The organism is Streptomyces sp. S6, from assembly GCF_054880855.1.
Genome location: NZ_JBTYMC010000430.1, coordinates 1 through 4,413 on the forward strand (window position 1 = coordinate 1; position 4,413 = coordinate 4,413).

The window sequence follows — 4,413 nt, forward strand, 5'->3', positions numbered from 1 at the left end:
GGCCCGGCCCGGGGCGGGCGTGCGGGCCGGGGGCTCAGGGGAGGACGCCTCGGTGAGGGACGGCAGCGGGACCGCCGCGCGGATGTCCTTCGGCGGGGAGTCGTCGCGCGCGGGGGTGTCGTACGCGAACAGGCCCGTCGCGAAGCCGGCGGCGGCGAGGATGGCGACGACGGCTCCGCCGGTCGCGAGGAGGGCCGTTCTCCGGCGCCGGGGGCTGGACTGCGCGGTGTCGTCGGCGCCGGGTTTTTGCGGGGCACCCCTTACATCCCCTACGTCCCTCAGGGTTCCCATGTCTCCCGAGGTCCCCGCGGCGTCTGCTCCCCCTGGGCCCTGAGAGCTACGCGGGGCGCCGGTACCGCCCGGGGCGGCGCCTCCAGGGACCTTCGGGAGCGGGGCCGTCGCGGTGGTGTCCCGAAACGATTCGGCCGAGGTGAGGCCGGGGGACACGACCCTCAGGGGCATCGTCGCGTCGGGCGGCGGCTTGATGCCGCCCGCGGTCGGCGCCCCGGCCGTACCCGCCAGCTCCACGTAGGGGCGGATCCGCAGGGGATCGAAGTCCTCCGCGGCGGCGGCGTCCGCGAGCCGCGCCTCCTTCAGCGCCTCGGCCGCCCGCCGCGCACAGTCGCAGGACGGCGTGCTGTCGGCGGCCCGCAGCGCCCCGCACTCCGGGCAGGGGTGCCCGTACGGCTGCGTCCCGCCCGGCGGCCTCGCGCGCTCCGTCGGTTCGTTCACTCCTTCGCCCCTCCCCGTGTTCTCCCCGCGTTCCAGGGATTATGCAGATCCTCCACAGTCATGGCACGCCTCCATCGCACCACACGTCACAGCCTCGGAAATGGCCGGAAAGCCTCTCCCGTCGGCCTCGACAGGACGTTCCCGGTGTCACCCACCACCATGGAAGGGACCCGAGAGCCGAGGGAGGTCTCCATGTCTTCGGACGCAGGGACGGCCGCGCGCGATCCCCACCGCGAACACGTTGGCGCAAACGTCACGGTGTCGATCGGCGCCCTGCTGCTGGGCATGCTGCTGGCGGCGCTCGACCAGACGATCGTCTCCACGGCGCTCCCCACGATCGTCAGCGACCTCGGCGGCCTGGAACACCTCTCCTGGGTCGTGACCGCCTACCTCCTCGCCTCCACCGCGGCGACCCCCCTGTGGGGCAAGCTCGGCGATCAGTACGGCCGAAAACGACTGTTCCAGACGGCGATCGTGCTCTTCCTGATCGGTTCCGCTCTCTGCGGAACGGCCCAGAACATGCCGCAGTTGATCGCATTCCGGGCACTCCAGGGCCTGGGCGGCGGCGGGTTGATGGTCCTGTCGATGGCGATCGTCGGCGACCTCGTCCCGCCCCGCGAACGCGGGCGCTACCAGGGCCTGTTCGGCGCGGTCTTCGGCGCGACGAGCGTCCTCGGCCCGCTGCTCGGCGGCGTCTTCACCGAACACCTCAGCTGGCGCTGGGTGTTCTACGTCAACCTCCCCGTCGGCGCCGTCGCACTCGCCGTCATCGCCGCCGTCCTGCACATCCCGCGCCGCACCACCCCGCACACCATCGACTACCTCGGCACCTTCCTGATCGCCTCCGTCGCCACCTGCCTCGTCCTCGTCGCCTCCCTCGGCGGGACGACCTGGGCGTGGGGCTCGGTCCAGGTGATCGGCCTGCTGGTACTGGGAGTTGGGCTCGCCGCCGCCTTCGTCGCGGTCGAACGCCGAGCCGCCGAACCGGTGTTGCCGCTCAAGCTGTTCCGCGTCCGCACGTTCACCCTCTCCGCCGTCATCAGCTTCGTCGTCGGGTTCGCGATGTTCGGCGCGATGACCTACCTGCCGACGTTCCTCCAAGTCGTCCAGGGCGTCTCCCCGACCATGTCCGGCGTCCACATGCTGCCGATGGTCGCCGGGCTGCTGCTCTCCTCCACCCTCTCCGGGCAGATCGTCAGCCGCACGGGACGCTGGAAGGTGTTCCCCGTCGCCGGGACCGCCGTCACGACCGTCGGCCTGCTCCTGCTGCACCGCCTCGACGAGAACAGCCCGACCGGCGAGATGAGCGCCTACTTCTTCGTCTTCGGCCTCGGGCTCGGCCTCGTCATGCAGGTCCTCGTCCTGATCGTCCAGAACGCCGTCTCCTACGAGGACTTGGGCGTCGCCACCTCCGGCGCGACCTTCTTCCGGTCGATCGGGGCGTCCTTCGGGGTCGCCGTCTTCGGCACGATCTTCGCGAGCCGGCTCTCCGGCGAACTCGCCTCGGCGTTCAGGGGAGTCGGCGGCCTTCCTGCGGGCTTCAGCGCCGACGCGCTCAAGTCCGACCCGCGCGGAATCGCCCAACTCCCGCCCGCCCTGCGGCCACCGGCGGTGCACGCCTACGCCACCTCCATCACCGACGTCTTCCTCTACGCCGCGCCCGTCGCCGTCCTCGGGTTCGTCCTCGCCTGGTTCCTCAAGGAGGACCGGCTGCGCGGCTCGGTCACCGCGCCGGACGTCACGCAGACCCTGGCCAGCAACCCCGTCGAGCGGTCGTCGTACGACGAGGTGTGCCGGGCGCTGTCCGTGCTGGGGACACGGGAGGGGCGGCGGGAGATCTACCGCACGATCACCGCTCGCGCGGGCTACGACCTTCTGCCGGCGGCCAGTTGGATCCTGCTGCGGATCAGGAAGCACGGGACCGTCGAGCCCGGCCGGCTCGCCGAGCAGAGCCCTGTGCCGCTTGCTGTGATCATCGAGGGGGCGCGGCAGGTGGAGGAGGGCGGGCTGGCCCTGCGGGAGGGGGTCGGGCTGTATCTCACGGCGCGCGGGCGGGAGGTGGCGGAGCGGCTGGCCGAGGCGCGGGAGGCGTCGCTCGCGGAGTTGCTGGGGGACTGGTGGGGGCCGGGGCGGCCCACTGATCTCGTGCTGTTGGTACGGGAGTTGAACGGGGAGTTGTGCGGGTCGGTGCGGGAGGGGGCGGGGGTGGTCAGGTGAGGGGCGTCCTGGTGAGGGGCTTTGTGAACCAGTGGTCCGCGTACGGGTCGTCGTTGTGCGGGGCGGTCTCCGTGTAGCCCAGGCGTGCGTAGAGCGCCCTCGCCTCCACCAGGTCCGCGCGGGTGTCGAGGATCATGCGGGTGGCTCCCCACGCGCGTGCCGCGTTCTCCGCCGCGTCCACCACAAGCGCCGACCCGCCCTTTCCGCGCAGCTCCGGGAGCAGGTAGACGCGGGTCAGTTCGGCGGTGTCCGCGTCGAGTCGGCGTACTCCTGCGGTGCCGGCCGCCTCACCGTCGTACCGGGCCACCAGCAACGTCCCCTTCGGCGGGGCGAGTTCGGCGCCTGTGTGGGCGGTGATCTCGTGTTCCAGTTCGGCGGGGTCGGTGGGCCGGCCCTCGTGGAGGAGGTACCAGCGGTCGCTCACCTCTGTGTAGTACGCGCGCCACAGGGCGGTGGCGGCGGGGGAGTCGGGGGGCTCCGGGGTGATCGTCCAGGTCATGGGGGTCATTCTCGGGAGGGGGCGGGGGAGGGGCGCAAGCGATATACCCGTTGCCGCGGTGCTGTTTGCGGGGGCGGTTACGGGCAACTCGGAAGACGAGTCGGCCCGTTGGGCCCTTACACCGGAAGGCAGCCATGTCCACAGGCGTGATCGTCGTACTGATCGTCATCGGCGCGGTCGTCGTTGTCGCGGCGGGTTTCCTCGGAGTGCGCCGGACCCGGGGCGGTGGGTCCCTGAAGCGGCGGTTCGGGCCCGAGTACGGGCGGACCGTGGCCCGGCACGACGGGGATGTCCACGCCGCCGAACGGGAGTTGACGTCCCTCGTGGAGCGGCACGGAGGGTTGCGGGAACGGCCCCTTGAGGCCGGGGAGCAGGAGAAGTACCAGGAGCGGTGGCGGGCCGCGCAGGAGCTGTTCGTGGAGTCGCCCCGGGAGGCCGCCGCCGAAGTCGACCGGCTGCTCGGCGAGTTGGCCGGGGCTCGGGGGTATCCGCGGGCCGAGGACTTCGACGAGCAGGTCGCCGCGCTCGCCGTGCACCACGCCGCGCACGTCGACGGGTACCGGCAGGTGCGGTACGTCGCCGAGGAGGGCGGGGACACGGAGGGTGCTCGGGCGGCTGTGCTGGAGGGGCGGGCGTTGTTCCGGGAGTTGTTGGGGGAGCCGCGGGGGATCGCGCGTAGTGCGCCGCAGGGTTCGCCGGGTTTGCCGCGAGGGGTGTCACGCGGCTCGTCGGAGGGCTCGTCGCGGGGCGATGCGAAGGCGCGGACGGGGCGGGTACCGGCGGTTTTCCAGCGGATTCAGGCCAAGTGAGGAGGGGTTGAGAGATGAGTGAGGACAGGGGAACGCAGGGGGCGGCGGGGGCGGCGGGCATGCGGAAGGGGGCGCAGTCCGAGTCCACGCACGTGCCCGAGGCCCGCAAGGGCGGGGCGCCGATCGAGGGCGGTGCGCCGGGCCGTACGCCTGCCC

The 4,413-nt window shown here is 72.3% G+C and carries 3 protein-coding genes and 1 pseudogene; 2 read left to right on the plus strand and 2 right to left on the minus strand.

Annotation, left to right across the window (positions count from 1 at the left end):
- Positions 1–732, minus strand: a pseudogene (locus tag ACVNF4_RS32975) (peptidoglycan-binding domain-containing protein); the annotation flags it as partial.
- A 192-nt stretch (positions 733–924) separates the two neighbouring features.
- Between ACVNF4_RS32975 and ACVNF4_RS32980 the strand changes: the two are divergent.
- Positions 925–2,949, plus strand: a complete 2,025-nt coding sequence (locus ACVNF4_RS32980) for an MDR family MFS transporter (RefSeq protein ID WP_461806552.1) — start codon at positions 925–927, stop codon at positions 2,947–2,949.
- On the opposite strand, the gene ACVNF4_RS32985 is transcribed toward ACVNF4_RS32980, so the two are convergent.
- Positions 2,942–3,448 (minus strand): GNAT family N-acetyltransferase, encoded by a 507-nt coding sequence (locus tag ACVNF4_RS32985; RefSeq protein ID WP_461806553.1) that lies wholly within the window; start codon positions 3,446–3,448, stop codon positions 2,942–2,944. The genes ACVNF4_RS32980 and ACVNF4_RS32985 overlap by 8 nt on opposite strands.
- A 134-nt stretch (positions 3,449–3,582) precedes the next feature.
- Between ACVNF4_RS32985 and ACVNF4_RS32990 the strand changes: the two genes are divergently transcribed.
- Positions 3,583–4,257 carry a hypothetical protein gene (locus ACVNF4_RS32990; protein ID WP_461806554.1) on the plus strand — a complete coding sequence of 225 codons (675 nt, stop codon included), beginning with the start codon at positions 3,583–3,585 and terminating at the stop codon, positions 4,255–4,257.
- The last annotated feature ends 156 nt before the right edge of the window (positions 4,258–4,413 follow it).

Coding starts and splice junctions, on each gene's coding strand:
- ACVNF4_RS32980 (WP_461806552.1), top strand. CDS start 925: ATGTCTTCGGACGCAGGGACGGCCGCGCGCGATCCCCACCGCGAACAC.
- ACVNF4_RS32990 (WP_461806554.1), top strand. CDS start 3,583: ATGTCCACAGGCGTGATCGTCGTACTGATCGTCATCGGCGCGGTCGTC.
- ACVNF4_RS32985 (WP_461806553.1), bottom strand. CDS start 3,448: ATGACCTGGACGATCACCCCGGAGCCCCCCGACTCCCCCGCCGCCACC.